At 71.9% G+C, this 26,582-nt stretch carries 26 protein-coding genes; 12 read left to right on the top strand and 14 right to left on the bottom strand.

The features are described 5' to 3' along the window. Positions 1–8: 8 nt before the first annotated feature. A complete protein-coding gene (locus tag AB0C33_RS30035; RefSeq protein WP_358293792.1) occupies positions 9–1,061 on the bottom strand; it encodes a hypothetical protein in 1,053 nt (350 codons plus the stop codon). A 192-nt stretch (positions 1,062–1,253) separates the two neighbouring features. On the opposite strand from AB0C33_RS30035, the gene AB0C33_RS30030 reads away from it, so the two are divergent. Further along, a complete protein-coding gene (locus AB0C33_RS30030) occupies positions 1,254–2,138 on the top strand; it encodes a PIG-L family deacetylase (RefSeq protein ID WP_358293790.1) in 885 nt (294 codons plus the stop codon). A gap of 34 nt (positions 2,139–2,172) precedes the next feature. Here AB0C33_RS30030 and AB0C33_RS30025 read toward each other — a convergent pair whose 3' ends face one another. From AB0C33_RS30025 to AB0C33_RS30015, 3 genes are read right to left on the bottom strand one after another with little or no spacing between them, the layout of a single operon-like run. Next, positions 2,173–2,946, bottom strand: coding sequence for a sporulation protein (locus tag AB0C33_RS30025; protein ID WP_358293788.1), 774 nt, complete (start codon positions 2,944–2,946; stop codon positions 2,173–2,175). A 10-nt stretch (positions 2,947–2,956) separates the two neighbouring features. Beyond that, positions 2,957–4,198 (bottom strand): SPFH domain-containing protein, encoded by a 1,242-nt coding sequence (locus tag AB0C33_RS30020; RefSeq protein WP_358293786.1) that lies wholly within the window; start codon positions 4,196–4,198, stop codon positions 2,957–2,959. After that, on the bottom strand, positions 4,195–5,811 hold the full coding sequence (locus tag AB0C33_RS30015; RefSeq protein ID WP_358293784.1) for an SPFH domain-containing protein: 1,617 nt from the start codon (positions 5,809–5,811) through the stop codon (positions 4,195–4,197). The genes AB0C33_RS30020 and AB0C33_RS30015 overlap by 4 nt, the downstream gene beginning before the upstream one ends. Positions 5,812–5,951: 140 nt before the next feature. Between AB0C33_RS30015 and AB0C33_RS30010 the strand changes: the two genes are divergently transcribed. The 4 genes from AB0C33_RS30010 to AB0C33_RS29995 all read left to right on the top strand — a co-directional run bounded on the left by AB0C33_RS30010 (position 5,952) and on the right by AB0C33_RS29995 (position 10,281). After that, on the top strand, positions 5,952–6,185 hold the full coding sequence (locus AB0C33_RS30010; RefSeq protein ID WP_358293782.1) for a helix-turn-helix transcriptional regulator: 234 nt from the start codon (positions 5,952–5,954) through the stop codon (positions 6,183–6,185). Between the two features lie 35 nt (positions 6,186–6,220). Continuing rightward, positions 6,221–8,329, top strand: a complete 2,109-nt coding sequence (uvrB, locus tag AB0C33_RS30005; RefSeq protein WP_358293781.1) for an excinuclease ABC subunit UvrB — start codon at positions 6,221–6,223, stop codon at positions 8,327–8,329. 184 nt (positions 8,330–8,513) lie between these two features. Next, positions 8,514–9,137, top strand: coding sequence for a PepSY domain-containing protein (locus AB0C33_RS30000; RefSeq protein ID WP_358293779.1), 624 nt, complete (start codon positions 8,514–8,516; stop codon positions 9,135–9,137). A 199-nt stretch (positions 9,138–9,336) separates the two neighbouring features. Next, entirely contained in the window at positions 9,337–10,281 is a 945-nt protein-coding gene (locus tag AB0C33_RS29995) for a COX15/CtaA family protein (protein ID WP_358293777.1), read from the top strand. 57 nt (positions 10,282–10,338) lie between these two features. Here AB0C33_RS29995 and AB0C33_RS29990 read toward each other — a convergent pair whose 3' ends face one another. Then, positions 10,339–11,211 carry an RIO1 family regulatory kinase/ATPase gene (locus AB0C33_RS29990; RefSeq protein ID WP_358293775.1) on the bottom strand — a complete coding sequence of 291 codons (873 nt, stop codon included), beginning with the start codon at positions 11,209–11,211 and terminating at the stop codon, positions 10,339–10,341. Between the two features lie 249 nt (positions 11,212–11,460). On the opposite strand from AB0C33_RS29990, the gene AB0C33_RS29985 reads away from it, so the two are divergent. Further along, a complete protein-coding gene (locus AB0C33_RS29985; protein ID WP_358293773.1) occupies positions 11,461–12,018 on the top strand; it encodes a hypothetical protein in 558 nt (185 codons plus the stop codon). Between the two features lie 262 nt (positions 12,019–12,280). On the opposite strand, the gene AB0C33_RS29980 is transcribed toward AB0C33_RS29985, so the two are convergent. After that, entirely contained in the window at positions 12,281–12,604 is a 324-nt protein-coding gene (locus AB0C33_RS29980) for a transcriptional regulator (protein ID WP_358293772.1), read from the bottom strand. Further along, entirely contained in the window at positions 12,604–13,077 is a 474-nt protein-coding gene (locus tag AB0C33_RS29975) for a hypothetical protein (RefSeq protein ID WP_358293771.1), read from the bottom strand. Before AB0C33_RS29975 ends, AB0C33_RS29980 begins: the two co-directional genes overlap by 1 nt. 176 nt (positions 13,078–13,253) lie before the next feature. On the opposite strand from AB0C33_RS29975, the gene AB0C33_RS29970 reads away from it, so the two are divergent. Further along, a complete protein-coding gene (locus tag AB0C33_RS29970) occupies positions 13,254–14,753 on the top strand; it encodes a hypothetical protein (RefSeq protein ID WP_358293769.1) in 1,500 nt (499 codons plus the stop codon). Positions 14,754–14,837: 84 nt separating this feature from the next. Further along, a complete protein-coding gene (locus AB0C33_RS29965) occupies positions 14,838–15,401 on the top strand; it encodes a dihydrofolate reductase family protein (RefSeq protein ID WP_358293768.1) in 564 nt (187 codons plus the stop codon). Between the two features lie 72 nt (positions 15,402–15,473). On the opposite strand, the gene AB0C33_RS29960 is transcribed toward AB0C33_RS29965, so the two are convergent. Together AB0C33_RS29960 and AB0C33_RS29955 are read right to left on the bottom strand one after the other, a co-directional pair. Then, complete coding sequence (locus AB0C33_RS29960; RefSeq protein WP_358293766.1) at positions 15,474–16,037, bottom strand: Uma2 family endonuclease; 564 nt, start codon at positions 16,035–16,037, stop codon at positions 15,474–15,476. Between the two features lie 59 nt (positions 16,038–16,096). Beyond that, positions 16,097–16,702: a hypothetical protein gene (locus AB0C33_RS29955; RefSeq protein WP_358293764.1), complete on the bottom strand. Its 606-nt coding sequence runs from the start codon at positions 16,700–16,702 to the stop codon at positions 16,097–16,099. 161 nt (positions 16,703–16,863) lie between these two features. On the opposite strand from AB0C33_RS29955, the gene AB0C33_RS29950 reads away from it, so the two are divergent. The 3 genes from AB0C33_RS29950 to AB0C33_RS29940 are packed head-to-tail and all read left to right on the top strand — an operon-like array spanning position 16,864 to position 19,365. Further along, positions 16,864–17,661, top strand: coding sequence for a glucose 1-dehydrogenase (locus AB0C33_RS29950; protein ID WP_358293763.1), 798 nt, complete (start codon positions 16,864–16,866; stop codon positions 17,659–17,661). Further along, positions 17,651–18,559 (top strand): alpha/beta hydrolase, encoded by a 909-nt coding sequence (locus tag AB0C33_RS29945; RefSeq protein ID WP_358293761.1) that lies wholly within the window; start codon positions 17,651–17,653, stop codon positions 18,557–18,559. Before AB0C33_RS29950 ends, AB0C33_RS29945 begins: the two co-directional genes overlap by 11 nt. Before the next feature lie 11 nt (positions 18,560–18,570). Then, positions 18,571–19,365: an alpha/beta hydrolase gene (locus tag AB0C33_RS29940; RefSeq protein WP_358293759.1), complete on the top strand. Its 795-nt coding sequence runs from the start codon at positions 18,571–18,573 to the stop codon at positions 19,363–19,365. 153 nt (positions 19,366–19,518) lie between these two features. On the opposite strand, the gene AB0C33_RS29935 is transcribed toward AB0C33_RS29940, so the two are convergent. The 3 genes from AB0C33_RS29935 to AB0C33_RS29925 are packed head-to-tail and all read right to left on the bottom strand — an operon-like array spanning position 19,519 to position 22,231. Further along, entirely contained in the window at positions 19,519–20,655 is a 1,137-nt protein-coding gene (locus AB0C33_RS29935) for a ScyD/ScyE family protein (RefSeq protein ID WP_358293757.1), read from the bottom strand. Between the two features lie 60 nt (positions 20,656–20,715). Continuing rightward, on the bottom strand, positions 20,716–21,321 hold the full coding sequence (locus tag AB0C33_RS29930; RefSeq protein WP_358293756.1) for a DUF4126 domain-containing protein: 606 nt from the start codon (positions 21,319–21,321) through the stop codon (positions 20,716–20,718). 4 nt (positions 21,322–21,325) lie between these two features. Next, entirely contained in the window at positions 21,326–22,231 is a 906-nt protein-coding gene (locus tag AB0C33_RS29925; RefSeq protein WP_358293754.1) for a phosphotransferase, read from the bottom strand. 68 nt (positions 22,232–22,299) lie between these two features. Here AB0C33_RS29925 and AB0C33_RS29920 point away from each other — a divergent pair, with 68 nt between their 5' ends. Then, positions 22,300–24,690, top strand: coding sequence for an FAD-dependent oxidoreductase (locus tag AB0C33_RS29920; RefSeq protein ID WP_358293753.1), 2,391 nt, complete (start codon positions 22,300–22,302; stop codon positions 24,688–24,690). Here AB0C33_RS29920 and AB0C33_RS29915 read toward each other — a convergent pair. Both AB0C33_RS29915 and AB0C33_RS29910 read right to left on the bottom strand, forming a co-directional pair. Then, positions 24,647–25,426, bottom strand: a complete 780-nt coding sequence (locus tag AB0C33_RS29915; RefSeq protein WP_358293751.1) for a GntR family transcriptional regulator — start codon at positions 25,424–25,426, stop codon at positions 24,647–24,649. The genes AB0C33_RS29920 and AB0C33_RS29915 overlap by 44 nt on opposite strands. A gap of 35 nt (positions 25,427–25,461) precedes the next feature. Then, positions 25,462–26,580, bottom strand: a complete 1,119-nt coding sequence (locus AB0C33_RS29910) for a nitronate monooxygenase family protein (RefSeq protein WP_358293749.1) — start codon at positions 26,578–26,580, stop codon at positions 25,462–25,464. Between the last annotated feature and the right edge of the window lie 2 nt (positions 26,581–26,582).

Here is a 26,582-nt window from a genome sequence, read left to right as displayed (position 1 = left end):
AGTCGCACTCACGTTCCGTCTCGTCGGAGGGCCGCAGGACGCGCCTCGCCGTAGGGATCGACGGCGCGCAAGGCCTTGCGCGCGATGTCCACGACGTCGCGGCCGTCGTAGGCCTTGGGGAGAGGCACCCCGATGCGACCGAACAGGTCCTGGACCTCCTCGATCGTGGGCTCGTCGCCGAGCGGCGCCTTCTTGTACATGTCCATCGGCACCCGCCGCGCCTGCTCGAAGCTGAGCCGCAGCTCGGTGTCGCAGTTCTCGTAGTAGAACGTGCCGGCCAGCGCGGTCATGGCGCGGTTGGGGTCCTCCACCGTCATGATCAGCCGGGTGGCCGACAGGTCCCAGCGGAACGTCGTCATCGACGACGACAGGCCGACCTCGATGTCGAGCAGGCCGTAACGCTGGCGGTACCAGAAGGCGGCCAGGATCGTCGCGTACGACTCCTTCCTGACCCGGTCGGTCGTCCACGTCTCGCCGGTCGCGTCGGGGGAGTCCGACAGGGAGCGCCGGTAGTGGGCGTACGTCTCGCACACCTCGACGTTGGACGGGTCGATCACCTCGACCCGCACCACGAGGTGCCGTTTGTCCCGGCGGGCGGCGGCCACGCACGAGGGCAGGGTGACCGCGCGCAGGTAGGTGCCGGTGCCGCCCTTGAAGCTCCACCGGGTGGTGTCCTTGCGCGCCTCGGCGTGCATCTGGGCGATCTCCTGCTTGCTGCCCAGCACCCTGACCAGTTGCAGCGCGTCGAGGGCCTTGCGGGTGCCGTGGACGAGCGTCTCGATCTCCTCCAGCCGCGACAGCCGGACGGGGAGCTGGGCCAGCGCGCCGGAGGTGATGGTCTCCTCGACCGGGGCCTGACGGGCGCGGTCGCGCAGCAGGGCGGTGGCCACCAGCGCCATGATCACCAGAGTCGCGGCGTTGACGAGCTGGGTCTGCACATCGGTCGGCACCACCGTGTCGGGCATGATGCCGAGCACGCCGATCACGATGGCCAGTAACAGCGCGATGGCGCCGTCGGCGTTCTGGGCCGCCCATGGGACGACCCGCTTCAGCGCCGCCATGAACCGTGCCATCGTTCGCCCGCCCGTCCGACGATCAGTCAATCCCCTAGGTCATCGTAACGACCGTCGGCATGCGACTTCCAGCGCACGGGAAGGAGGTATCTCCTACCCGGGAATGACATGACATCTCCCCCTGGCAGCTCAGGACCGGGACCTGACCAGGTTCGATACTGGAAGCGCACGGGGGTGGGGATGAAGGGGATCAGGATGTTCTCGGCGGCCGCGCTGGCGCTGGTGCTGGTGGCCGTGCTGGCGTGCCCGGCCCCGCCCGCGGCGGCGTGGGCGGAGGTCCACCGGCCGTCGTCGTCGGAGCGGTTCATGCAGGTCGTGGCCCATCCGGACGACGACCTGCTGTTCATGAGCCCCGACCTGTACGGCGCCGTCCAGTGGCACCGCCCGACGGTGACCGTCTACCTGACCGCGGGCGAGGGCCAGGCCGGCTGGGACGACGACCGCGACCCCGTCGCCTACACCCGCGACCGCGCGCGGGGCCTGCGGGCCGCGTACGCCTTCCTGGCCGGCGCGCCCGACGTCTGGCGGGTCACGACGATCACGGCGGGCGGCTTCCCCGTCCGTATGGAGGAGCTGGCCGACAGGCCGGCGGTCAGGCTCGCCTTCGTCGGACTGCCGGACGGCGGCGACCCGCGCGCCGACGGCGGCCGCGACGCGCTGACCAGGCTGTGGCAGGACCGCTCCTGCGTGCGCCGGTTCGGCGCCGGCCCCGAGCCGCGCTGCGTCGGCCGGCGGGACGTGGTCGGCGTGCTGCGCGCGCTCTACGCCCGCTTCCGGCCGACGGTGCTGCGCACGCTCGACCCCGAGCCGCCCACCGGCCGGGGGTTGTGCGACCACCCCGACCACGTCGCCTCGGCCCGCTTCGCGCTGGCCGCGGCGAGCGGGCTGGGGCTGCGGGCGGTCTCCTACCGGGGCTACCCGATGACCGGCTGGGCCCCCAACGTCGCGGGGGCGCTGCGCGAGCTCAAGCGCCAGGTCTTCGGCGTCTACCTGGGCCACGACTACCGCGTCGGGCACACCTGGCGCTACCGGGCCTGGACCGAGCGCATGTACCGGGTCCCCTGAGCCGGGCCGCCGCCCGGCTCGGGGGAGCGCCCGGCTAGAACCAGCCGCGGCGGCGGGCCATCTGCTCCAGGCCGTGCTGCAACGCCTGGTCGGCCGCGCCGGGGTGGTCGTCGTAGCGCACGGTGAAGCGGTTGTAGGTGTCGTGGCTGGAGGTCAGGAAGCCGCCGCGCTTGTCGGCCTCCAGGATGACGTCCATCTGCCGCGGCCCGGCGATGAACGTCAGCTCCAGCTCGTTGAAGTGCCGCCGCCACTGGCCGCCCGCGTAGTACTCGATCTCCTGGAAGAACGGCATCGTCGAGCCGTACAGCGTGCCGCGCTCCAGGTCGGCCTTCTTGAAGCCGAAGCCCAGCCGGTCGAGGGCGGCGATGACGTGCTCCTGGGCCGGCAGCGGGCTGACGAACAGCGGGTCGAGGTCGCCCTTGTCGATCGCGCCCGCCAGCGCCAGCTCTGTCTGGACGCCGAGCCGCATGCCGTGCAGCGGGTGGCCGCCGATCGCGCTGATCGGCGTCTCCCACGGCACCATGATCTCGAACGGCTGCTGGTGCTGGGCGCCCGAGGCGAGCTGGAACGTCCCGGCCACCTGCTGGCGCAGGAAGCTGTAGGTCGTCTTGTACTCGTTGTCGCCGCTCTCGACCTCCACCACGGCGGTCAGGTCGAGGTAGATGCCCTCGACCTTGTAGTCCGAGCCGCCGCCGCGGAAGTGCACGACGCCGCGCAGCGGCTCGCCGGGACGCACGGACGCGTCGGTCAGCACCGTGTCGACCTCGACGCCCGCGCCGAAGGCGGCCATCAACTTGCGGAACACCATGGGGTCTCTCCTATGCGGTGGGGGTCTGGCCGTTGCCGGCGGTGTGTCCCGTGCCCGAGATGCGGGGGAGCAGCTGGGCCAGGACGAGGGTGGACAGCGCCGAGTCGGCCTGGCCCTGCTGGGTCCGTACGACCAGCGGCTGGGGGGCGTTCTCGGCGAGCTTGGCGCCCACGTCCAGGCGCCGGCGGGCCAGCTCGTACTGCAGCACGGCCCGGTTGTCGCGGTAGGACTCGGCCAGCCTGCGCAGGGCCTTGGCCTCGTTCTCGGCGGCGGTCAGGTCGGCCCTGCCGCGCGCCTCGATCTCCCACGTCACGCGCTGGGCCTCGGTCTCCTGCTCCTCCAGCATGCGCGCCACGTTCTTGCGCGCGGTGTTGTGGGCGGCCTTGACCTCGACCACGCGGGCGTCGCGGGTCTTCTTGGAGCGCTCGATCTCCATGAGCAGCGTGTCGATGCGGCGCTTGCGGGTCAGCTCCCACTCGCGCTCGTAGGCCGACAGCTCCTTGGCGACCTTCTCCCGGGTGGCCAGGTGCTGCTGGTACTGGTCGGGGAGCTGGACGTCGGGGATGTTGGCGCCGGTGACGCGCACGCCGTACCGGCCGAGCTGGCGGTTGAGCGCCTCCTGCATGTCGCCGACGTCGGAGCCGCGCAGGTCGTAGGCGCGCTCGGTGTTGACCCGCCGGCTGCGCTGCCTGATCGCGTCCTGCACGGCGCTGGAGAGCACGAGGTCGAAGTTGCCCGCGCCGATCGTCCGGACGAACGCCACCGGGTCCACGATGCGGAACTTCAGGAAGAACTCGATCGACTTCAGCGGCACGTTCTCGGCCGTCGGGCAGGCCACGATCGGCGCCGAGTACGGGATCTCGGTGGAGGTGTCCACGACCGCGTCCACCCGGTCCCACGGCAGCCACAGATAGTGGCGGCCCGGCGGGAGCGTGCCGGTGATCGCCCCCCAGCGGCTGCGCACGCCGGTGGTGCCCTCCTCGATCTCGATGATCGCCTGGCGCCAGATCGTGACCAGCGCCACGACCAGGAAGAACAGCGCGGCCAGCGCGGCGGGCAGGGTGAGGTCGGTGAGCGCGGCCATCCCGGCGAAGTACAGGGCCAGCAGGACGAGCGCCATCCAGGCGAAGCCGCGCCGGTCCTTGGGGATCACCACCGGCACGAGCTGGCCCTGCTCGCCGCCGCGCAGCAGCTGGCGGATGTCGGACCAGGAGGCCAGCGACTCCTTGATCTTCGAGAACTCGCGGGTCATCGGACCTCACCCTCGCTCAGGCGGCCGGGCAGCAGGCGCTCGACCGTGCTTTCCAGGTCGTGGTCGGGCTCAGGCGTGGCCTGCGGCTCGCTCACGTCGGCGGCGGCCTTCTTCAGCAGGGCCGCGATCTCGTCCTCGCGGCTGCTGACGCGGGCGGCGATCTCGCCGAGCCGGCCGCGGATGGCGGCCATGTCCTCGGCGGAGAACAGCGCCGCGCCCTTGCCGCCCACGAGCTGCTGGGCCAGGGCCAGGAAGTCGATGTCGGTCTGCTCGCCCACCTGCACCACCTGCGGCAGCCGGGTGGCCACCGACTCCAGCTTGGTCAGCAGGTCCTGCTGGAAGCGGTAGTCGAGGATCTCGGGGGCCTCGGCGGCCGACAGCGCCCGGATGTCCAGGGCCTGGGCCTCCAGGAGCGCGGCGTTGGCGTTGGCCGTGGACTCGGCCTCGACCAGGCGCTGCCTGGCCTGCGCGGTGGCCTGGTGGCTGGCGCGTTCGAGCGCGGTGTCCATACGGGCCTGGTAGCCGGCGATCTCGGCCTGGATGGCGCTGAGCGTCTCCTGGAGCCCCGCCAGCTCCTTGACCAGGTCGCCCTCGTTCTGCTCCTTGCGGAGCTGGAGCTCGTACTCGTAGGTGTAGGCCTCCTTGGCCACCCGGACCATCTCGGGGGCGGCCAGGTCCATGCGGTACTCCTGGCTGGACGGCTCGGCGTGGGTGATGTTCACGTCGGTGAGCCGTACGGCGGGCAGGAACTGCTGGTTCAGGTTCTCCAGCATGCCGAGGGTGCTCTCGCCCACCAGGTCGTAGATGTCCTCGGCCCGCTGGGCGTAGATCAGCGAGCGGGTGACCTCGCTGATGGCGTTCTGCAGCTTGGACTGGAAGCCGCTGACCGAGCCGAGCACGAAGATGAACTCGGCCGGGTTCTCGATCCTGAACTGCAGGAACAGGTCGACGCTGGCCTTGACGCCCTGCTGGGTCGGCGCCTCCCTGATGGGGGCGTTGAACGGGTACTCGCGGGTGGTGTTGACGATGTAGCTGACCCGCTTCCACGGGTTGAACAGCGTCACCCGGCCCGGATCGGCGATGTGCACCAGCTTGCCGAACTTGGTGATCAGCGCCTTGCAGCCCTCGGGGACCATCACCACGCTCCTGCGCCACCACAGGAACGCGGCGGCCAGCACCAGCACCACCCAGTAGTGCGGGCCGAAGAAGATGTCCGACCCCGGCACGATGCCGCCGAGCGCGCCGATCAGGCCCAGGACCACCAGGACCGTCAGCGGGATGACCACCTTGGCCGTGCTGCCCTTGGGGATCACCACCGGCGAGATGACGTGCATGCCGTTCTCGGCGAAGCTGCGGTTGACGATCTCGCCGGCCTCGTTCAGCGAGGCGGACCTGGCCTCGATCAGCGTGCCGACGGAGGCGCCGCCGTCGCGGGCGGCGGCGAAGTCGTGCGGGTTGAGCGCGAAGCCGGGGGCCTGGCCGGTGAGCTGGCCGGCCTGGTCGGCGACCTGGCCGATCGCCTGGCTCATCGCCTGCCGTACGTCACCTCCTTGAGCGACCGCTTGGGCTATGCCCTGACCTGCCTGGATCAGTGCCTCTCGGGGTCGTGACATCGAACCTTCCTTTTCCGCTACAGGCGAATCCGACCGTATCGGGTATGACTTGCTGTTCGCTTGCAATGTGTCGTCATATGACTGTTACGTCCCATAGCAGGGGTGTTATGGATGGAGCAGGTCTGCTACCTGGAGGGTTGATGAGTGAGACCGTCCACAACCGCATCGCGTTGCTGCGGGCCGAGCGGGGGGTGAGCCGCAGGCAGCTCGCGCAGGCGCTGGGGGTGCACTACCAGACCGTGGGATACCTGGAGCGGGGCGAATACAGCCCGAGTCTTCACCTGGCGTTGCGCATGGCGCGGTACTTCGAGGTGCCGGTCGAGGTGGTGTTCTCCACCACGCCGTTCCCCCGGATCGGGCAGCCCACGGCCTGACGGTTTCTGTCGGTGGCGCCGCCTACAGTGGCAGCATGCGTCCGGTCACAGATTTGCAGCGGAAGGTGGCGCCTTTCGAGGTCGTCACCGAGATGACTCCATCCGGCGACCAGCCGACGGCCATCGCCGAGCTGGAGCGCCGCGTCCGGGCCGGGGAGAAGGACAGCGTCCTGCTCGGCGCCACGGGCACCGGCAAGACGGCCACGATCGCCTGGCTGATCGAGCGGCTGCAGCGGCCCGCGCTGGTCATGCAGCCCAACAAGACGCTCGCCGCCCAGTTCGCCAACGAGCTGCGCGAGATGCTGCCCAACAACGCGGTCGAATATTTCGTCTCCTATTACGACTACTACCAGCCCGAGGCGTACGTGCCGCAGAGCGACACGTACATCGAGAAGGACTCCTCGATCAACGACGAGGTCGAGCGGCTGCGCCACTCGGCCACCAACTCGCTGCTCACCCGCCGCGACACCATCGTGGTCGCCTCCGTCTCGTGCATCTACGGCCTGGGCACCCCGCAGGAGTACGTCGACCGCATGGCCAGGCTCCGCGTCGGCATGGAGGTCGACCGCGACCAGCTCCTGCGCCGCCTGGTCGACATGCAGTACACGCGCAACGACCTGGCCTTCACCCGGGGCACGTTCCGGGTGCGCGGCGACACGATCGAGATCATCCCGAAGTACGAAGAGCTGGCCGTGCGCATCGAGATGTTCGGCGACGAGATCGAGAAGCTCGCCACCATGCATCCGCTGACCGGCGAGGTCATCACGGAGGACGAAGAGCTCTACATCTTCCCCGCCTCCCACTACATCGCCGGCGAGGAGCGCATGGCGGCGGCCGTGGCCGGCATCGAGGCCGAGCTGGCCGCGCGCCTGTCGGAGCTGGAGCGGCAGGGCAAGCTGCTGGAGGCCCAGCGGCTGCGCATGCGCACCACCTACGACATCGAGATGATGCGCCAGATCGGCACCTGCTCCGGCATCGAGAACTACTCCCGTCACCTCGACGGCCGCGCCGCCGGCACCGCGCCCAACACGCTGCTCGACTACTTCCCCGAAGACTTCCTGCTGGTCCTCGACGAGTCCCACCAGACCGTGCCGCAGATCGGCGCGATGTACGAGGGCGACGCCTCGCGCAAGCGCACGCTGGTCGACCACGGGTTCCGGCTGCCGTCCGCGCTGGACAACCGGCCGCTGAAGTGGGAGGAGTTCCTGGAGCGCATCGGGCAGTCGGTCTACCTGTCGGCCACGCCCGGGCCGTACGAGCTGGGGCGGGTCAAGGGCGACGTCGTCGAGCAGGTCATCCGGCCCACCGGCCTGGTCGACCCCGAGATCGTCGTCAAGCCCACCAAGGGGCAGATCGACGACCTGGTCCACGAGATCCGCGAGCGCGCCGAGCGCGACGAGCGCGTCCTGGTCACCACGCTGACCAAGAAGATGTCCGAAGACTTGACCGACTATCTCCTGGAGCTCGGCATCCGGGTGCGCTACCTGCACAGCGAGGTCGACACGCTGCGCCGCATCGAGCTGCTGCGCGAGCTGCGCATCGGCGAGTTCGACGTGCTGGTCGGCATCAACCTGCTGCGTGAGGGCCTCGACCTGCCCGAGGTGTCGCTGGTGGCCATCCTCGACGCCGACAAGGAGGGCTTCCTGCGCTCGGAGACCTCCCTGATCCAGACCATCGGCCGCGCCGCCCGTAACGTGTCCGGCCAGGTCCACATGTACGCCGACAAGGTCACGCCGTCGATGGAGCGGGCCATCGACGAGACCAACCGGCGCCGGGCCAAGCAGATGGCCTACAACGAGGCCAACGGCATCGACCCGCAGCCGCTGCGCAAGAAGATCGCCGACATCCTCGACTCCCTCCAGCGCGAGGACGCCGACACCGACAAGCTGCTCGGCGGCGGCCGTCAGCAGTCGCGCGGCAAGGCCCCGGTGCCCGGCTTCGCCGCCCGCCAGGCGGGCCAGCACGCCAAGGCCATCGCGGGCGAGATGCCGCGGGCGCAGATGGAGTCGCTGATCGAGTCGCTGACCGAGCAGATGCACCAGTCGGCCGCCGACCTTCAGTTCGAGGTGGCCGCGCGGCTGCGCGACGAGATCAAGGAGCTCAAGCGCGAGCTGCGCGACATGCGCGAAGCAGGCGTCAAATAGGGGCCGGCGACATGCGCGAAGCGGGCGTCCAGTAGTGGCCGACAGCGTGGGCGAAACGGGCGTCCAGTAGGGGCCGGCGGGTCGGCGGCGGGTCCCCGCGTGGCGAGCCCTTGCCGGCCCCGGCCGTGGTCCAGGGTTCTGACCTGCGGGAATGAAGGCGGGTTCCTGGGGCAGCGGTCCAGGTATGAACAAGTCGATCATCGGGGCTCTGGTCGGTGCGGCACTGCTCGCCGCCGGCTGCGGCGCCGTACGGGAAGTCGGCCAGTTCGCCGTCGAACCGACGCCGGGCCCCACCATGGGAAGCCCGACTCCGACGATGGAAAGCCCGCCCGAAACGGGGACCATGTCCCCCTCGCCGGGCGCCACGTCCATGAAGCCAGGAGCCGGAGAGCTCAAGGACGCCGCCAAGGTCGCGATGGCCGCGGTGCCCGGATCCAAGGTCGTCTCCGTCGAGAGCGAGGAGAACGGCATGCTCTGGGAGGTCAAGGTCGTCGGCTCCGACGGCACGGAACACCAGGTCGACGTACAGTCCGGCAAGGTCGTCAAGGGGCCGACGGCCGAGCAGATGGACGAGCAGGAGAAGGCCAAGATGCACACCCGCATCACCGAGGCCAAGCTCGACTACGCCCAGGCCGCCGACAAGGTCGCCGCGGCCGTACCGGAGGGACACGTCGCCAAGCTGAAGCTCGACACCGAGAACGGCAAGACCGTCTGGCAGTCGGACGTGATGACCCCGGACGGGACCAAGCACGAGGTGATGGTCGACGCCGCCACCGGCGAGGTCACCAAGAAGAACGAAACCAGCTGACCCACGGGGGAGCAGGCCACCTCCGGCCATCGGCGGAGGTGGCCGTCCCGGGCCGCAAGGGGGTGCCGCACGGCGCTGGACGCCTGCCGAGGAGGCGGAGCCGGGAGGGGTGCTCTACGGGCTGTAGAGTAAGGTCTTGATCGTGTTTGCGGCCGCCACCCGCGGCGGTTCGCCGAGCAGCAGAGAGACCTCTTCCCCCATGACCACTCCCTTCCAGTGGCTCGCCGCCCGGGTCGCCTTCGAACGAGCCGCCCTGCGACGGGCCGCGGGCGCGGCGCTGGCCACCAGCCTGATGATCATCGTGACTGGCGGAGTCGTCCGCCTGACCGGGTCCGGGCTGGGCTGTGACGGGTGGCCGCGCTGCTCGGAGGCCGGCTTCGCGGCCACGCCCGAGCTCGGCGTCCACGGCGCGATCGAGTTCACCAACCGGGTGTTGTCCGGGGTCGTGTGCGTCGCCGTCGGCTGGCTCATCGTCGTGGCCCGGCTGCAGCGCCGTCCGGTGCCCGAGCTGACCCGGTGGGGGTGGGTGCAGTTCTGGATCGTCATGCTGAACGCGGTCGTCGGCGGCCTCACCGTGTGGGCGCGGCTGAGCCCGTACCTCGTCGCCGCGCACTTCCTGGCCGCCGTGCTGTTCCTGACCGCCACCACGGTCGTCTGGCACAAGGCCCGCCTGCTCGACCGGCCCGCGCGGCCACTCTCCGTGCCGGTGGGCCGCCTTCCGGCGGCGCTGGTGGCGTCCGTGGCGGTGCTGGTCGCGGCCGGCACGATCGTCACCGGCACCGGGCCGCACGCGGGTGACTCCTCCGACGTGCCGCGCATGCCGTTCAACTGGACGGCGATGGTCTGGCTGCACGGGGTCGCCGCCGCGCTCAGCCTCGGCCTGGCCGTCGCCCTGTGGCTCAGGACCCGGCGCGAGCCGGGCTCGGCGGCCCACCAGCGCACCACGTTGTTCCTCGCCGTGCTGTTCGGCCAGGGGCTCGTCGGCCTGACGCAGATCGTGACGGACCTGCCCGAGGTCGTCGTCCTCGCCCACCTGCTGGGCTCGGCGACGGTGTGGGTGGGCGCGGTTCGCGTCCTCCTCGACACCCGGCTCCCGGCGGTGGCAGGGGAGGAACGGCCCCTGCCCGCCCCCGCCCGCACTTAGCCGATCCGCGCGGACGGGCCCGGCGCTCCGGCGGCCGGGCCGCGCGCGTTCCGCCGGTCACGTCCGGCCGGACTCCTTGCGGAGCAGGTCGGCGAGCGCCTCGGGGTCCGCGGCGGCCACGCCCTTGGCGGCGAACCAGGTGGCCACGTTGCGGGCGTCCCGTTCCAGGTACGACGGGCCCGCGGGATGGGCGACCACGTCGACGATCTGCGGCAGGTCGATGATCACCAGCCGCCCCTGGTGCACCAGCAGGTTGTACGGCGACAGGTCCCCGTGCGCCAGCCCTTCCGCGGCCAGCGTCACCATGGCCGCCACGAGCTGCTCCCACAGGTCGTCGAGGCCGTCGGAGACCTGGGCCAGGCGCGGGGCGGCGTACCCGTCGGGGGTGCCGACGAACTCCTCCAGGATCTCCGTCCCCACGATCTGCACCGGGTACGGCACCGGCACCCCCAGCTCCCACAGCCGGCAGAGCGCCGTGAACTCGGCCACCGCCCACTGCGCGGCGATCACCTGCTTGCCGAAGGCGGTGCGGTTGGCCATCGCCCGGTTCATCCGGCTCTCGCGGGCCCTGCGGCCCTCCAGGTAACCGGAGTCCCGGTGGAACAGGCGATGCTCGGAGGAGCGGTAACGTTTGGCCGCCAGCAGGCAGACCCGGTCGGTGCCCGGCACGCCCCGCGAGATCAGGTGGACGTCGGCCTCCTTGCCGGTCTTGAGCAGGCCGAGCTCGGTGTCGACGGCGGCCAGCTCGGTGACCAGCCAGCCGGGGTGCGGCTTCGGCCCCTTCTCGGTGGGCGTGCTCTGGTCCCAGGTGGACCAGCGGTCGCCCTCGGGCGGCCCGTCATCGGTCTCGGGGGCGCTTTCGAGCCATTCGATGTCGTCGGCGTCGAGCGCGAACTTGCCACGGCGGCGGTGTTGCGAGTGCTTGGGCACGGTGAGATGTCTCCAGTTTCGAGGCCCCACCGGCTCGCCGGACGGATCAGGTCAGCGGACACCTGGTGGGAAGGTCTGAGGTCGCGGAAAACGGCACGCGGGCAACGGTCGTCACGGTCTCAGCCTCCCTTCGTCTCGCTGCGATCGACGCGGACGAGTATGCCGGGTCCGGCACGGCACTCGCAATCGATTAAACGGCGGCCCGATAACCGGGTGCGCCGCGACCTGCCCGGCTTGTACGGTTCGGCCATGCGGCGATGTGAGGTGTGCGGACATCAGGAACCCGCCGGCGCGCCGGACTGCGACCGCTGCGCCGGGCTGGTGGACGAACTGGTCGAGGAGGGCTGGCGTGCCTTCCTGCTGGCGGAGTTCGGCACCGTGGCCCCGCCGGACGAGCAGCTCATCGCCCGCATGGTGGTCGACGAGCCCGACAAGCACCCCTGGCGGGTCGTGGACGCCGCCTACGACCGCCTGACGTGCCCAGAGTGCGGCGGCCGATTGAGCCGCGGCCCGGCCGGATGCGCCTCCTGCGACCTCGCGAACGGCTTCCGCTACTCGGCCGTCGAGATCGACCGCCCCGGCGTGCCGCCCGGCAACGAGCACGCGTTGCGGGTCAACGTGGCCGTGACGCGCCGCCCGTACGGGATCGCGGCCACGGAGGTGCTGGTGCGCCGGCTCTCGCTGCCCGTGCTGATCGAAGGCCGCCTGCCCACGACGGCCCAGGCCCAGGCCACCAAGGCCCTGGTCCGCAAGGGCGCCACGGAACAGGAACTGGCCGCCATGATCTACGCGGACTGGAACAGCTGAGCGCGACTCGCGCCCGGCCGAAAGGCTCGGCGAAATGCCGTGGCCGGAAACCTGGAACGCCCCCACCGTGAACCACCGCGCCCACCGTGAACCACCGCGCCCGCCGTGAACCACCGCGCCCGCCGTGAACCACCGCGCCCGCCGTGAACCACCGCGCCCGCCGTGAACCACCGCGCCCGCCGTGAACCGTCGCGTCCGCTTGCTGTGGCTGGGGCCTGTAGCCGCGCTGTCCGCTCGCCGGGGTCGGAACCGGTGGGCCGTGTCACTTCTGGTCGGCGGCGGGGCGGGCGGCGGAGTCGCGGGCGAGGGCGACGATCCGCTCCAGGGCCGCCGCATGCCGCTGGAAGGCCGACCTCCCCTGCGGGGTGAGCTGCACGTACGTCCGCCGCGCCCGCTTGTCCTGGTCCTTGCGGACGACCACATACCCGGCGGCGGCCAGCGCGGAGACCTGTTTGGACAGCGCCGAGTCGCTGGTGCCGACCGAGTCCCTGAGGAAGCCGAAGTCCACCCATTCGGCTGGCGCCAGCAGCGCCACGATGGACAGACGCGCCGGGACGTGCAGGAACTCGTCGAAGAGCGGATCCATCAGGCGACCCCGCCGTCCTGCCGCACGATCGACTGCATGACCAGGCGGTTGACGGGCGTGGCCGCGACGTACACCAGGGCCGCCACCACCGCGCCCGCGACCGCCTGCGACAGCAGCCCGTGCGGCGGCAGGTCGAACAGCGCGAAAGAGGCGATCCGGCCGATGCCGAAGCCCACCATGACGCAGGCCAGCAGCACGCCGTGGAACAGGGCCTCCCGGCCGGTGGCCTTCCGCCGGACCGAGGCCCGGTGCTCGCAGACGATCCCCACGCCCGCGTACACGACCACCCCGAGCGCCGCGCCGAGGTAGTACCACGGGCTCGGCAGGTCCAAGGCCGCGAGCATGACGAAGAGGCCGAGCGCGGAGACGAGCACGCGGGGGAGCGCGAAGCTCTGGCGGACGATCTGCTGCCGGGTCCTGGCCTGGAGGCGGTGGATGTCGTCGAGCGAAGTCTGGGCGTCGTGCTGGTTCATGGGCCTTCTCCGGGGATCGGCTACTGCTTTCCTGTAAGGAAAGTAGCATCTGTTTTCCTCTTGGGAAAGTCGTCGGCGGCCGAACGGCCCGGTGCCGGAGGTGAGGCATGTCTCTTTGATCTCCGGTGCCGGTGGAACTAGGGTCGCTGCATGGTCAAGGCCAGAGGTGACAAACCGTGATCGGCCGCGCAAAGCTCGCCCTCGGGCGGCCGCTCGGCCGTGAGGGCCAGGGAATGGTTTACGAGGAGCTCAGCGGCAGGATCAACGGCCGGCCGGGCGTCGCGTACAAGGAGATCGACTACGACGTCCGACCGGGCCTCGACGTCGCCGTCCTCACCGCGATGACGCAGCTGGCCGGCCGTCTCTCCCCCGCGGACGTCGCCTGGTTGGAGGAGCGCGCGGCCTGGCCCGCCGAACTGGTGGAGGAGAACGGCGCCGTCGTCGGCTTCCTGATGCGCACCGTGCCTCAGCGGTTCTTCCGCGAGACGCCCGGCCCGTCCGGCGCCGTACGCCGGCTCGCGACCCTAGATCGCCTGTTCGGCCAGGAGGACGTCACCGACCGCGACCGCCTGCTGATCCTGGCCGATCTCGCCGACACGCTCGCCCGCCTGCACGCGGCGGGCGTCGTCGTCGGCGACCTGTCCCCTGAGAACGTGCTGTTCACGACAGAGCCGCCGCCGGGATGTTTCCTCATCGGCTGCGACGCGATGGGGCTGGGCGGAGCGCGGGCGTTGCCGCCCGTGGAGACGCCGCCCGACCGGCGGATCCCCGCCGGGGAGCAGCCGGGGACGCCGCAGGGTGACGCCTACCGGTTCGCGCTGCTGGCCATCCGCGTCTTCGCCCGTGACCCGTCCACCACCGACGTGTCCGCGTTGGCCGCCGTCCATCCCGGCCTGGCGGAGTTCGCCACGACCGCGCTCGACCAGCCCCCGTTCAGCCGTCCCATGCCCGCGCAGTGGGCCGCGCGATTACGTGAGGCCGCCCAGCCGGAGCCGGTCTCGCCGCCTGCCCGGCAGGCCGAGGCGGCTTCGGGTGCCGGACGGTCGAAAATGGTCGGCATCGGGGCCGCGGTGGTGGCCGTCGTGCTGGTGGTGCTCGCGGTGGTCGCGAAAAACGTGATCAAGAACAACGTACGCGAGGCCCTGACCGGCTCGTCGGAGGCCACGACCGAGCCCGCCGAGACGTCGTCGTCGTTCCCCACGCCCACCGACTTCCCCACCCAGACGCCACCCACCTCGGCCCCGACCGTGGCCCCGACCGTGGCCCCGACCTCGGCGGCGAGTCAGCCGGCGGCCGCCTTCGAGGTCGGCGACTGCCTGTCCGGCCTGCCGGACGCGCCTGTGGTCGACAGTTGCAAGCAGGGCGCGCCCTATCGGGTGGCCGCCATCACCACTCCCTCCGGACTCTGCGACGGCGAGACCAACCACCGCTACCTCGTCCACGACGACGTGCTCTACTGCCTGGCCTACCAGTTCGGGCGGAACTACTGCTACAAGTGGTCGAAGAACGACGAGTACGTGGACTTCGCCCGGAAGTGCCGAGCGCCGAAGACGTTCACCGTGCGGCGCGTTCTGCGGGGGAACGCCGACAAGGACGCCACCGCCTGCGATGGCGTGACCAGACATTCCTGGACGTGGCCCGTCCCCGCGCTGACCATCTGCGTCGACAAGTACTGAGCGGCCGGCCGGACACCGATGATTTCCGGGCGGCTCCGGCGTCGTACGTGTCACCGGACGACCCGCGACCACGGAGATGCGATCATGCGGAAGCTCATAGCGACGGTCTTCAACTACTCCCTCGACGGCCTGCTCGCCGACGAGGGCACCGACTTCTGGAAGTTCTGCTTCGACCTGCCCGAGAACAACCGGCCCGACTCCCCGGCCTACCTCGACTTCCTGCGGAGCGCGCACGCGCACGTCATGGGCCGCAACGCCTACGAGGGCATCGCCAAGGGCATGACGACCGCCACCGACCACCCGTTCGCCGACATCCTGACCGCCGGGCGCAAGGTCGTCTTCTCCCGGACCATGAAGACGGCCGACTGGGCCAACACCACCGTCGCCGACGGCGACCCGGCGGAGGAGATCGACGAACTCCGGCTGGACGGCGACGGCCACATCCTGGTCTGGGGCGGTGTCGGCCTCTGGCGGTCGCTCATGCGGCTCGACCTGATCGACGAGTTCCGGCTGAGCGTGTTCCCCTACGTCGCGGGCGAGGGCACCCGGCTGTTCGACGGCTTCCCCAAGTCCTACCGGCTCGACCTGGTCTCCAGCTTCGCCTCCGACAGCGGCATCATGGAACTCCAGTACCGCAGGCACCGCTGACCCCGGCCGCGGCCGGTCCGCGCCGCCGAGGGGCCCCAGGACCGCCTGGGCCCGTCATGGCCACGCCCGGAGCTAGGCGGGCGGCCATTCCAGGCCCAGGTCGATGTCCACGTCGAACCCGACGTCGAGGCGCAGCCGCCCGCGATGGACGCCGGCGGACACGTAGGCCCCGGCGTCGCGGTCGAGGTGGAAGGCGTGCACCACCGGTTGGTCGTCTTCGCACTCCACGCGCCAGTAGTGCTCGATGCCCGCCCCGGCGTACCTGATCGGCCTGGTACGGCGATCCCGCTCCCGGGACGCCGCCGGGACCACCTCGCAGACGAGGTGCACCTGATCAGGACGGAACGACGTGGTGGCCGGGCCGATCGCCGGCCTGCGGGCCACCAGGACGTCCGGCGCGAGCAGCAGGCGCGGCCCGAGGGCCACGGTCATCGAGCGGATCACCGCCAGGTGCGCGGGCGGCCTGAGCGACCGCTCGAACAGCCGGGTCGCGAACATGCGGAAGGCGCTCTGCGGCGGCCGCGTCGCGAGCACGCCGTCGATCAGCTCGGCGTGCCGGGGAGCGTCCGGCGGGAGCGCGTCGAGCGGGCCGGCGGCGGTGAAGGGGCGCGACCAGGCGGGCAGGGCTGGGGACATCGGGCGGGCACCTTCCGGACGAGCGCTCGGCGCGCTCATGGTGCCACGTCAGGCGGACCTCAGGAGTGGTCTTTGCGCTGCTCCATCGAGCGGCGGTAGAGCTCGTCGATCTGGTCCAGCGGGTCCGGGGGACGGCGGCGGGCCTCGATCTCCAGCTCCGTGCGCGAGTACAGCTCGTCGATGCCGGAGGACGCGTGGTGCATCTGGTCGCCCAGGAGGTCGGCGCGGATGCGGGCGCACATGGCGGTCAGCTTGGCCTGGTGCTCGCGCAGCCGGTCGAGGGCGGCGTGGTCGACGTACGGCGAGAGGCGGCGCTGCTGGGCGTACGTGGCGAGCTGGCCGTCGTGCACGTCGGCCTGGGCCGACAGGTCGGCCAGCAGCCGGGGCAGGTCGCCGAGGCCCCAGCCGCGCTGCTGGGCCTGTTCGACGGCCTGTCGGGTGAGGGTCACCTCGCGGCGCAGGTCGAGGCGGAGGCGTTCGACCTCGGCCGCGTCGCCGGTGCCCATGGCGTTGACGTGCGTGGTCAGCCGGGTGGTGGCCTGCCGGGCCTTCTTGGCCGCCTTCTTGCCCACCTTGACCAGCAGATAGACGCCCACGCCGGTCAGCAGCAGGAGAAACGCCAGGATGGCCAGCACGATGACAAGGAACTCGCTGATCTCCGCCACCTCCCGTTGGGTTGTTGCCTAGAAGGATAGTTCGACCCCCAAGGGGTTCAACGCGTGACGGGGATCCCGGGTTCCGGCGACCGTGCCGAGCAAGCTCTTGATCGGGGACGTGGGCGCGTGTTTCAGTGCACATGTTCGGTCGTCTCGGATGAGGGGTGCGCGTGCTCGACGGCAAGGTGGTGATCATCACGGGCGCCGCCCGGGGCATGGGCGCGGCAACGGCGCGCCGGTGCGCGGCGGCCGGGGCGCGGGTCGTGCTCACCGACGTGCTCACCGAGGAGGGGACGGCCACCGCCAAGGACGTCGGAGGCACGTTCGTCCCGCACGACGTGACGGACCCAGAGCAGTGGACGGCCGTGGTGTCCGCGACCGTCGAGGCGCACGGGCGGCTCGACGGGCTGGTGAACAACGCCGGGATCGTCACCGTGCGGACCATCGAGCAGCAGACCCTGGCGGAGTTCGAGCGGGTGCTCCAGGTGAACCTGGTCGGCGTGTTCCTCGGGCTGAAGGCCGTGGCCGGGGCCATGCGGGCGTCCGGCGGCGGGGCCGTGGTGAACCTCTCGTCGGTCGCGGGGCTGACCGCCCTGCCCGGCACGGGCGGGTACGGCGCGTCGAAGTGGGGCGTACGCGGGCTGACCAAGATCGCGGCGCTGGAGTTCGGGCGGGACCGCATCAGGGTGAACTCGGTGCATCCCGGGATGATCGTCACTCCGATGACGGCCTCGCTGGGCGCGGTCTCGGGCGAGGGCACGTTCCCGCTGGCCGCCGCCGGGCGATGGGGTGAGCCCGAGGAGGTCGCCGAGGCCATCGCGTTCCTGCTGTCCGACGCGGCCTCGTACGTCACGGGCGCGGAGCTGGCGATCGACGGCGGCTGGACGGCGGGGGAGACGGCCCTGCTCGGCTCCGTCCCGCGCGAGGCCGCTCCCGTCGCGGAGGAGGGGGCCGGAGATGGCCGTTGACGAGCCGACCCGCGCGGTCATCGACCTGATGAGCGAATTCTTCCCCAAGGGCGAGGGCCCCTGGGACCCGGTGGCGGCGCGCCGCGTGCTGGCCTCGGTCCCGAGCCCGGAGCCGATGCCCGTGGGCCGGGTGGAGGACCGCGACGCGGCGGGCGTCCCCGTGCGGGTCTACTGGCCACCTGAGGGCGCCGAGGGGCGGCCGCTCGTCGTGTACTTCCACGGCGGCGGCTTCACCCTGGGGTCGCTGGACAGCCACGACGGCGTCTGCCGGCAGATCTGCGCCGGGTCCGGGGCGGTGGTGGTCGCCGCCGACTACCGGCTCGCGCCCGAGCACCCCTATCCGGCCGCCGTCGAGGACGCCTACGCCGTCACCCGGTGGGCCCACGAGCACGCGACCGGGCTCGGCGCCGACCCGGGGGCGCTGGTGGTGGCGGGCGACAGCGCGGGCGGCAACCTCGCCACCGTCACCTGCCTGCGGGCGCGCGAGGAGGGCGGGCCGCCGATCGTGCTGCAGGTGCTGGTCTATCCCGCGACGGACGGCGTCCGTCACTGGCCCTCGTACGACCAGAACGGCGAGGGATATTTCCTGACGACGGCGCACATGCGGTGGTTCTGGGACTGCTACCAGCCCGACCGGGAGCGGCGCGGGGAGCCGTACAGCTCCCCGCTGGGCGCGGACGTGAGCGGCCTGCCGCCGGCCCTGGTGATCACGGCCGGGCACGACCCGCTGCGCGACGAGGGCGAGGCGTACGCCCGCCACCTGCGCCACTCCGGGGTCGAGGCGGAGTGCGTCCGGTACGAGGGCCTGTTCCACGGCTTCTTCGGCACGGGCGCGATCCTGCCCGCCGCCGCCGACGCCACGGACCGGGTGTGCGCCGCCATCCGCGCCGTCAAATAAGGGGATTTTTCATGCCGTACGCCGAAATTTCGGCAACCATCAGCCTCTTCTACACCGACGACGGCGTCGGCGAGCCGCCGCTGCTGCTCGTGCACGGCTGGGGCGCCGACTCCCACCAGTGGTCCTGGCACATCGACGCCTTGGCCGCCCGCCACCGCGTCATCGCCGTGGACCTGCGTGGCCACGGCTACTCCTCGGTCCCGGAGACCGGCAACACCCCGCAGGCGATGGCTAAGGACCTGAACACGCTGCTCGACCGCCTGGACGTCCCCGAGGTGGTCGCGGTCGGCCACTCCATGGGCGGCCAGGTCGTCTCGATCCTCGCGGTCGAGCATCCGGGCCGCGTACGGGCGCTGGTCACCCTCGACCCCGGCTACGGCATGGGCCAGGACCTCGCCGCGGGCTTCCCCGGCATGATCGCGGGCCTGCGCGGCGCGCACCCGCACGCCGTCGCCGAGGAGATCGACCGGTGGTGCACCACCTCCGCGACGCCCGCCGTCATCCGGCGCTGGCACAAACGCCGCCTGTACGGCATGCCCCCGCACGTGCTGGCCGAGGCTTTCGAGGCCATGTTCACCGCCCCCGGGGCCATCGGCGTGCGGCCGGTCAGCGACGAGTACCTGGCCCGCCGGCGCTGCCCGGTGTTGTCGATCTGGGCCGACCCCGGACGCGCGGCCTGGGAGTCCGGTCTGCTCAAGCATCCGGACTCGAAGGTCGTGTGCTGGGAGGGCTCGGGCCACCGGCTGCACGAGGAGCGCCCGGCGGAGTTCGTCCGCGTGCTGGAGGGCTGGCTCAGGGCGCGTTGACCGGCGTTGACCGGCGTTGACCGGCGTTGACCGGCGTTGACCGGCGTTGACCGGCGTTGACCGGCATGGTGAAGGGCCCGGCAGCGCGGACGCTGCTGCCGGGCCCTTCGTGTGAGCGCGCCACGGGGGTTGGGGGCCATGGCGCTCACACGTCTATGCGGGCAGCTCCACCCGGACGATCTCGCCCTTGCCGGGGGTGAAGCCCTTGTTCGACACGTAGACCGAACCGTCGCCGGCGACCGCCATGCCCAGCGGCACGGTCAGCGTGCCCGGCTTGAGCAGCTCGGTGCGCGTGCCGTCGGCCTCGATGCGGTAGAGCGACGTACGGGGCTGGTGGTCGGCGGGCACCGGGCCGACCGAGCCGAGCACGAGCAGGCGGCCCGAGGCGTCGAAGGCGACGTCGACCGCGGTGGTGAAGCCCTTGACGGCGGTCTCGGCCTTCTTCCCGGCCAGCCTGAACACCCTGGCCACGCCCTCGGGCTGCGGGAACCCGGCGTGCTCGGCCACGTAGTAGGAGCCGTCGGGGGCGGCCGCGATGCCCATCGGCACCGACTGCATCGGCACCTTGCTGCCCTTGGGCAGCTTGAGCATGGCCGGGGCCGCGACCTTGCGCGCGTGGAACACCGCCCGCAGCGTCACCTTGCCCGACGCGCTGACCTGGAGCACGTCGTTGCCGCCCACGTCCGTGACCAGCGCGCCGCCCTGCGGGGTCGGCACGACCGCGAACGGGTACGAGTCGATCGCGCTGCCCTTGTCCTTCTTGTCGGGGTTGTGGTTGACCTCGAACGCCAGCAGGTCGCCCATGACGGACGACTTCCCGTCCTTGATCTTCAGCAGCGTGCCGAGGGTGCGGCCCTTGGGGCCGAGGTCGGCCCGCAGTTTGCCGTTGCCGCCCAGGCCGACGGGCACCAGCATGGAGCCGTCCGCGGCGAAGGCGACGTCGTGCGGGCCGGTGCCCATCCCGTCGGAGCCGGCCGAGGGCAGGTCCTTGACCACGGTGGTCAGCGTGCCGTCGGCCAGCTTGGAGATCTTCCCGGTGAGGCCGAGGCACACCTTGCTCGCCTCGCCGCCCGGCTCGGCGGGCACGGTCGCGCACTTGATCTTCCCGCCGGAACCGGACTCGGCGACGTACAGGGCGCCGTCGGGGCCGAAGGTCAGGCCGCGCGGGCCGTCGAGCTTGGCGGCGACGACCGTGACGCTCGCCTGCGCGGACGCCGACGCCGGGACGGGCGCGACCGACGCGGCCAGGCCGAGAGCAGCGACTCCCCCCGTGATGATGACTCGCTTCATGAGGGAACACCGTAGAAGCGCCGGAGGGGGCGGCGAATCAGCCCGCAGGGGGAGGCGTACTCAGCCTGCGGGTGGATTCCTCCTGATCCTGCGCCGGGCGCGCAGCCGGCGTACCCGCCGGAAGGTCCACCACGCGAGCACGACGAACAGCAGCAGCGCGACGATCACCAGCACCGGCAGGAACACCGCGATCAGGCTCATGCCGAGCGAGCCGGCGTCCTCGGCGGTGCTCACCACGGGCGCGCCCACCCCCGCCGTGCCCGCGTTGATCACCGGACGGGCCGTCGCCTTCAGCGTGTGGACGGCCAGCGCCATCACGATGCCCAGCAGCCAGCCGGCCCACGGGTTCCCGGTCATCCAGGTCGAGTGGTCGAGCTCGGCGGCGGCGTTGGTGGCGGAGAAGACCACGCCGCCCGCGGCCGGGCGCACCACGGTCTGGATGGCGTCGTTGACGGTGTCGACGGCCGGCACCTTGTCGAGCACCATCTCGGCGAGCAGCAGCACCGCGATGATCGCCAGCACGCCCCAGTTCGACAGCCAGGCGTAGCCGTCGGGCAGCTTCACCTTGTCGGTGAGGTTGGCCAGCACGCCCACGACCAGGAGCGGGATGTAGGCGTTAAGGCCGGCGGCGGTGGAGAGGCCGAGACCGGTCAGCGCGGCGAACATCCCCCTAGTCTGCCCCCGCCGCGGCCTCCATCACGCGGGCCAGGCCCGGCCGGGTGAACTCGGCCGCCGCACGCTCGTACTTCTCCATGCCCCAGGACCAGAAGTCGAAGTCGATCGTGTCGTTGGCGCCGTCCTGGATCGAGGCCCACAGGGTCCAGCCGTACTTGGACATCAGGCCGAGCAGCCGGGCGCGGGCGATCCTGTGGCGCAGGCGGCGGCCGTAGTAGGCGGTGACGAGCTCCTCCAGGTGGCCGGGCGGCAGGTCCGCCTCGCTCCAGAGGTTGCCGAGCTCGAAGCAGGGGTCGTTGTTGCCGGCGTACTCGTAGTCGATGAGATGGAGGCGGTCGCCGCACTCGACGATGTTGCCGGGGAGGAGGTCGTTGTGGCAGGGGACGGTGGGCTCGGCGCGCGCCGCCAGACATTTCCTGATTTCTGCGGCGACGGGCATGAAATCCAGATATTTCGCAGGAAGTCGGAAACCTCGCTCCTGGACGATCCGCAGATACCCCCGCTGCACCTCGAACATGTCGAAATCGCGGACGAAGCGCGGCCCCGCGTGCAACCGCCGGCACACCTCCGCCACCCGCGCCAGGTTCGCCGGCTCCCACAGGTCGGCCTCGGTGAACGTCCGGCCCGGCAGGAACCCGATCACCAGCACGCCCGCCTCCGGCAGGTAGCCGTGCACGGGCGCCCCGACCCCGGCCCGTGCGGCGGCGAGCGAGTCGGCGTGCTCGGCGTCCTTGTCGATGCCCAGCAGGGAGCCGTCGCTGGCGGCCACGCGCACGACGTAGACCCCGTCCGGGGTGGTGACCTTGTAGTTGCGGTTGGTCATCCCGCCGGGCAGCTCCTCGACGGAGCGCGGCAGGCCGGACAGCAGCGGGATGCGGTCGAGGACCCGGGCGATCGCCATGATCGATGCTAGCTCCGCCGTCCTAAACGGTCTAGACCTTTTAGGGGACGCGGGTTAGCCTCGCGACCATGAGCGACTCGGCCCGCATCGTGATCATCGGCGGCGGGGTGGGCGGCGCGTCCGTCGCCTACCACCTCACCCGGCGCGGCGAACGCGACGTCGTCCTGCTGGAGCGGGACGAGCTCACCAGCGGCTCCACCTTCCACTCGGCGGGCCTGGTCGGCCAGCTCCGCTCCGACCCCACCCTGACCCGGATGAACCAGTACTCCGTCGAGCTCTACCGCACCCTGGACGCCGGCTGGACCGAGTGCGGCGGACTCAAGCTGGCCTCCACCCCCGAGCGGATGGCCGAGATCCGCCGCCAGATCGGCTGGGCCAGGACGTTCGGGCTGCCGCTGGAGGAGATCTCGGTCGCCGCGGCGGTGGAGCTGTTCCCGCTGATGGACCCGTCAGGGGTGGTGGGAGCGGCGTACCTGCCGACCGACGGCCAGATCGACCCCTCGATGCTGTGTTACGCCCTCGCCTCCCGCGCCCGCGAGGGCGGCGCCCGCCTGCGCACCCGTACGCGGGTGCTGGGCATCGACGTCGAGCGCGGGCGCGTCACCGGCGTCCGCACCGACCAGGGCGACATCGCCTGCGAGATCGTGGTCAACTGCGGCGGCATGTTCGCCGCCGAGATCGGCCGCATGGCCGGGGTGCGCATCCCGATCGTGCCGATGTCCCACCAGTACGTCGTCACCGACGCCTGCCACGACCACCCCGTCCTGCCCACGCTGCGCGACCCCGACCTGCTCGTCTACTACCGGCAGGAGGTGCGCGGCCTGGTCATGGGCGGCTACGAGCGCACCTGCGCCCCCTGGACGGCCTCCGCGACCTCCTACGACGCCGTGCCGGCCGACTTCAACGGCAGGCTGCTGCCCGAGGACTGGCCGCGTCTGGAGGAGATCTCCGCCAACTCCCGGATCCGGGTGCCCGCGATGGCCGACGTCGGCATCCGCAAGCTGATCAACGGGCCGGAGGCGTTCACCCCTGACAACGAGTTCTGCCTGGGGGAGACCGAGGTGGGCGGGTTCTTCGTGGCGGCCGGGTTCTGCGCCCACGGCATCGCCGGCGCGGGCGGCATCGGCAGGGTCATGGCCGACTGGATCGTCGACGGCGAGCCCGGCATGGACGTCCACCACATGGACGTCCGCCGCTTCGGCCGCCAGTACCGGTCGCCGTCGTACACCGTCAAACGCTCGGTCGAGAACTACGAGACGTACTACGACATCCGCTACCCGGGTCACGAGCGCGCGGCCGGGCGCCCGCTGCGGGTCTCGCCCGCCTACTCCTGGCACGCCGCCCACGGGGCGGTCTTCGGCGAGAAGGCGGGCTGGGAGCGGGTCAACCACTACTCCGCCGCCCCCGACGGCACGGACGAGCGCCCCCGCGGCTGGGCCGGACGCCTGTGGTCGCCCGCCGTCGGTGCCGAGCACCGCGCCACCCGCACCACGGCCGGGCTGTTCGACGAGAGCTCCTTCGCCAAGATCGAGGTCACCGGGCCGGACGCCGCCGCCCTGCTGGAATGGGTGTGCGACAACCACGTGGCCCGCCAGGTGGGCGCCGTCACCTACACGCAGGCGCTGAACCGGCGCGGCGGCATCGAGTGCGACTTCACCGTCACCCGGCGCGGCGAGCAGGAGTTCCTGATCGTCACCGGCACCGCGTCGGGCTCCCGCGACCTCGCCTGGCTGCGCCGGCAGGCCGCGCTCACCGGATCGACGGCCAGGATCGCCGACGTCACCGGCCAGTACGCCTGTTTCGCCCTGTGGGGCCCGAAGGCCCGCGACATCCTGGCCGGGCTGACCCCGGACCCGCCGGACCTGCCGTTCATGTCGGCCCGGGAGCTCACCGTGGGCGACGTGCCCGCGCTGGCGCTGCGGGTGACGTTCGTGGGGGAGCACGGCTGGGAGCTGTACTGCTCCAGCGAGTACGGGCTCGCGCTGTGGGAGACGCTGTGGCGGGCGGGCGAGCCGTACGGGCTGGTCGCGGGCGGCTACCGGGCCATCGACAGCCTCCGGCTGGAGAAGGGTTACCGGGTGTGGGGCGCCGACATCGGGCCCGAGACGACGCCGTACGAGGCCGGGCTCGGGTTCTGCGTCAAGCCCGGCAAAGACTTCCTCGGCCGCGACGCCCTCGACCCCGACCCGGTCCGCCGCCTGCGCTGCCTCACCCTGGCCGACCCGCGGGCGGTCGCCCTGGGCAACGAGCCCGTCCGGGTGGACGGCCAGGTCGTGGCCCGGGTCACCTCCGGCGGCTACGGGTACACGGTCGAGCGGTCGATCGCCTACGCGTACCTGCCCGCCGGGCCGGGGGCCGAGCCAGGCGCCGCGGTGGAGGTCGAGGTCGAGGGGGAGTGGGTGCCGGGCGTCGTGGTCAGGGAGCCGCTGCACGACCCGGCGGGGTCGCGGGCGCGGTGACGCCGCTGCGCACCGACAGGCGCACCCGGTCGGGGCGGAACAGGTCGCGGGCGTACTCGACGGGGGCGCCGTCGGCGGCGTAGGCCGTGCGCTCGATCAGCATGAGCGGCGCGCCCGCCGCGATGCCCAGTTCGGCCGCCTCCTGCGGACCGGCGATCACCGGGTCCAGATGCTCGACCGCGGTCCGCGGCTCCAGCCCGTAGCGGCCGGCCAGCAGGGCGTAGAGCGAGCCGCCGAGGTCCTCCTCCAGGAAGCCGGGCAGCGCGGGGAAGAAGGAGCGTTCGAGCGCCACCGGCGAGCGGCCCGCCGACCGCACCCGGGCCACCTCGTGCACCGGCTCGCCCGGCCCGACGCCGAGCGCGGCGGCCACGGCCGCCGGCGCGGGCACGGTGGCGGCCGTCAGGATCCGCGCCTCGGCCCGCAGGTGGGCGCGGCGCATCTGCTCGGTGAACCCGGCCAGGCCCGTCAGGTCGCACTCGATGCGCGGCTCGGCCACGAACGCGCCGCCCGACCTGCCGGGGAGCCTGATCAGCACGCCGTCGCGTTCGAGGGTGGCCAGGGCCTGGCGCAGGGTCATCCGGCTCACGCCGAGGCGGGCGGCCAGCTCCCGCTCGCCGGGCAGCCGGTCGCCCGGGGCCATCTCGCCGGTGGAGATCGCCGCCAGCAGCCACTGCTCGATCTGCGTGTGCGCGGGAACCCCGGTGCCACGCTCCAGCTCAGGCGGTGTCCCGACCACACGCGCATGCTATCGGGCCATACGGGAGGAACCACTCAGGACGACGAGAGGCGGGTCACGGCGTCGGTGAACTCGCTGATCATGTCGTACACCACGTCGCGGGCCGGTCGCACGCGATCGAGCTGGCCCACCACCTGGCCCACGTAGTAGGTGACGAGCTCCACGGCCCCGGGGTCGCCGCGGTCGGCCGCCGCGCCGATGCGGGCCATCGCCCCCTCGGCCAGCAGCAGTTGCAGGGGCATGCCCAGCGGCCCCGGGCTCTCCTGCCCGGAGTCCCACTCCTCGGTCCAGGCCGACCTGAGCTGCCGCGCCGGCTTGCCCGTGCGCGACCGGGACCGGACGGTGTCCAGCGACGAGGCGGCCAGCAGCTTGCGCCGCAGCGCGGGCGACGTCTCCGCCTCCTCGGTGGTCAGCCACACCGAGCCGCACCAGACGCCCTCGGCCCCGAGCGCCATGGCCGCGGCCATCTGGCGTCCCGAGGCGATGCCGCCCGCGGCCAGCACCGGGACCGGCGCGACCGCGTCCACGACCTGCGGCACGAGCACCATCGTGGAGATCTCGCCGGTGTGGCCGCCCGCCTCGGTGCCCTGGGCCACGACGATGTCCGCCCCGGCCGCCACCTGCCTGCGGGCGTGCTCCACGGTTCCGACCAGCGCGGCCACCGGCACGCTCGCCTTCCTGGCGCTCGTCACCATCTCCGGCGGCGGCGGTCCGAGCGCGCTGGCGATGAGCCCGATCGGGTGCTTGAGCGCCACGTCGACCAGCGCGGTCGCGCCCGGCGCCGTCACCCGCCGGCCGAACTCGTCGGCCACCGCGCTCAGGGGCTGCGGCGGCGCGTTCACGCCGTACTTGGACAGCAGGTGGGCGACGAAGTCGCGGTGACGGTCGGGCACGAAGTCCAGCAGGTGGGCCCGCAGGTCGAGCGCCGAGGCGTCGATCCGGCCGGGGACGAGCACGTCCACCCCGTACGGCCGGCCGCCCACCCGCTCGTCGATCCAGGTCAGCTCGGCGTCCAGCCGCTCCGGCGAGTACGCGACGGCCCCCAGCACCCCGAACCCGCCCGCGTTCGTGACCGCGGCCACCACGTCGCGGCAGTGGCTGAAGGCGAACAACGGGAACTCGACGCCCAGGCGCTCACAGATGGCGGTCCGCATGC

This window comes from Nonomuraea sp. NPDC048881, from assembly GCF_040649795.1.
Lineage (GTDB): Bacteria > Actinomycetota > Actinomycetes > Streptosporangiales > Streptosporangiaceae > Nonomuraea.
Note: the sequence above shows the minus strand (reverse complement) of the source record. Positions and strands in the feature narration are given on the sequence as shown.

Excerpts from the sequence above, each read along its gene's own strand:
- AB0C33_RS29925 (WP_358293754.1), bottom strand. The coding sequence starts at position 22,231 with ATGGCGATCGCCCGGGTCCTCGACCGCATCCCGCTGCTGTCCGGCCTG.
- AB0C33_RS29965 (WP_358293768.1), top strand. The coding sequence starts at position 14,838 with ATGCGGAAGCTCATAGCGACGGTCTTCAACTACTCCCTCGACGGCCTG.
- AB0C33_RS29920 (WP_358293753.1), top strand. The coding sequence starts at position 22,300 with ATGAGCGACTCGGCCCGCATCGTGATCATCGGCGGCGGGGTGGGCGGC.
- AB0C33_RS29985 (WP_358293773.1), top strand. The coding sequence starts at position 11,461 with ATGCGGCGATGTGAGGTGTGCGGACATCAGGAACCCGCCGGCGCGCCG.
- AB0C33_RS29980 (WP_358293772.1), bottom strand. The coding sequence starts at position 12,604 with ATGGATCCGCTCTTCGACGAGTTCCTGCACGTCCCGGCGCGTCTGTCC.
- uvrB (WP_358293781.1), top strand. The coding sequence starts at position 6,221 with ATGCGTCCGGTCACAGATTTGCAGCGGAAGGTGGCGCCTTTCGAGGTC.
- AB0C33_RS29975 (WP_358293771.1), bottom strand. The coding sequence starts at position 13,077 with ATGAACCAGCACGACGCCCAGACTTCGCTCGACGACATCCACCGCCTC.
- AB0C33_RS30000 (WP_358293779.1), top strand. The coding sequence starts at position 8,514 with ATGAACAAGTCGATCATCGGGGCTCTGGTCGGTGCGGCACTGCTCGCC.
- AB0C33_RS29995 (WP_358293777.1), top strand. The coding sequence starts at position 9,337 with ATGACCACTCCCTTCCAGTGGCTCGCCGCCCGGGTCGCCTTCGAACGA.
- AB0C33_RS30025 (WP_358293788.1), bottom strand. The coding sequence starts at position 2,946 with ATGGTGTTCCGCAAGTTGATGGCCGCCTTCGGCGCGGGCGTCGAGGTC.
- AB0C33_RS29960 (WP_358293766.1), bottom strand. The coding sequence starts at position 16,037 with ATGTCCCCAGCCCTGCCCGCCTGGTCGCGCCCCTTCACCGCCGCCGGC.
- AB0C33_RS29945 (WP_358293761.1), top strand. The coding sequence starts at position 17,651 with ATGGCCGTTGACGAGCCGACCCGCGCGGTCATCGACCTGATGAGCGAA.
- AB0C33_RS30030 (WP_358293790.1), top strand. The coding sequence starts at position 1,254 with ATGAAGGGGATCAGGATGTTCTCGGCGGCCGCGCTGGCGCTGGTGCTG.
- AB0C33_RS30020 (WP_358293786.1), bottom strand. The coding sequence starts at position 4,198 with ATGACCCGCGAGTTCTCGAAGATCAAGGAGTCGCTGGCCTCCTGGTCC.
- AB0C33_RS30035 (WP_358293792.1), bottom strand. The coding sequence starts at position 1,061 with ATGGCGGCGCTGAAGCGGGTCGTCCCATGGGCGGCCCAGAACGCCGAC.
- AB0C33_RS30015 (WP_358293784.1), bottom strand. The coding sequence starts at position 5,811 with ATGTCACGACCCCGAGAGGCACTGATCCAGGCAGGTCAGGGCATAGCC.
- AB0C33_RS30010 (WP_358293782.1), top strand. The coding sequence starts at position 5,952 with ATGAGTGAGACCGTCCACAACCGCATCGCGTTGCTGCGGGCCGAGCGG.
- AB0C33_RS29910 (WP_358293749.1), bottom strand. The coding sequence starts at position 26,580 with ATGCGGACCGCCATCTGTGAGCGCCTGGGCGTCGAGTTCCCGTTGTTC.
- AB0C33_RS29930 (WP_358293756.1), bottom strand. The coding sequence starts at position 21,321 with ATGTTCGCCGCGCTGACCGGTCTCGGCCTCTCCACCGCCGCCGGCCTT.
- AB0C33_RS29940 (WP_358293759.1), top strand. The coding sequence starts at position 18,571 with ATGCCGTACGCCGAAATTTCGGCAACCATCAGCCTCTTCTACACCGAC.
- AB0C33_RS29935 (WP_358293757.1), bottom strand. The coding sequence starts at position 20,655 with ATGAAGCGAGTCATCATCACGGGGGGAGTCGCTGCTCTCGGCCTGGCC.